Below are 971 nucleotides of genomic sequence, written 5' to 3' on the forward strand. Positions count from 1 at the left end.
CAACTCCCATTCTCACGCCGAGGACCAGCCCGTCTACTTCAGTCCTGCGTCAGCAACGTCCATACCCGCAACAGCTAGTCGCTGCCGAGGTCTCTTACAGTGGGTGTCATGGAGTTGGAAGTGGTCGCAAGTCGACGACGCGCGCTGGCCACACCCGTCGGTGTTGCAGCAGTGGCGGTGACGGCCGCCGCGGTACTCCACTTCCGTGATCCCCACAGTGCGGGTAGTTACGGCGTTTGTCCGATGTACGCGTTGACGGGATTGTGGTGCCCGGCGTGTGGTGGCCTTCGTGCGGTCAATGACCTGACTAATCTGGATGTTGGCGCCGCAGTGTCCAGCAATGTCTTGATCGTGCCGTTTGTCGCGGTGTTGGTGATCGCGTGGATCGGTTGGACAGTGCGCCGTTGGAAAGGCACGCGGGATCGCATGATCGTGCTTCGGCCGACTGTGACGATCGTGGTGCTCGGAGTTCTCGTTGCATTTACGGTTGTTCGAAACACCCCGTGGGGGAGCTGGCTCGCGCCGGCGTGACGGTAAGAGGTCGACATGGCACTGCAGGTTTTTTCGCTCATCGTTCTGCTCGGCGCGCTGATCATCCTGATTCCGACGGCACGACGTGTCTTCGGCAAGAAGGACGACGAGTAGGCCTCGACAACTGGGCCGGAGCGGCACATGCTGGCGGTATGGCTGATTCGTTGAAAGCGCGCGTCAAGGAAAAGCTACTGAGGCAACTCGCCGAGGACGGTCGGCACCCGATTCAGGAAGCTGAGGGTGACGATCCCCGGCTGGTGTCGATCAACGACGATCTCGAAGCGTTGGAACAGGCTGAGGAGGGCGATCCGATCGTCGAAGAACTGGCCGAGAGGTACTGGGTTCCGTGAAGTTTACCGACCGCAGTGCTCTGACCTGGCGATTTGGTGTTGTGTTGATCTTCGCGTAACTTTGTCCAGGTCAGAGCGACACGGACACCG

General features: G+C 60.1%; 2 protein-coding genes. Both read left to right on the forward strand.

Annotated features, from left to right (window positions below; genetic code table 11):
* The first annotated feature begins 108 nt into the window (after window positions 1-108).
* The gene (locus AC2ETI_RS32555; protein ID WP_483635045.1) at window positions 109-531 is read left to right on the forward strand and encodes a DUF2752 domain-containing protein; all 423 of its coding nucleotides are present in this window, start codon (window positions 109-111) and stop codon (window positions 529-531) included.
* A 152-nt stretch (window positions 532-683) separates the two neighbouring features.
* On the forward strand, window positions 684-881 hold the full coding sequence (locus AC2ETI_RS32560; protein ID WP_003946112.1) for a hypothetical protein: 198 nt from the start codon (window positions 684-686) through the stop codon (window positions 879-881).
* Window positions 882-971 lie beyond the last annotated feature (90 nt).

This window comes from Rhodococcus sp. MurmanLake-1 (genome assembly GCF_056945715.1).

Coding starts and splice junctions, on each gene's coding strand:
- AC2ETI_RS32555 (WP_483635045.1), top strand. CDS start 109: ATGGAGTTGGAAGTGGTCGCAAGTCGACGACGCGCGCTGGCCACACCC.
- AC2ETI_RS32560 (WP_003946112.1), top strand. CDS start 684: ATGGCTGATTCGTTGAAAGCGCGCGTCAAGGAAAAGCTACTGAGGCAA.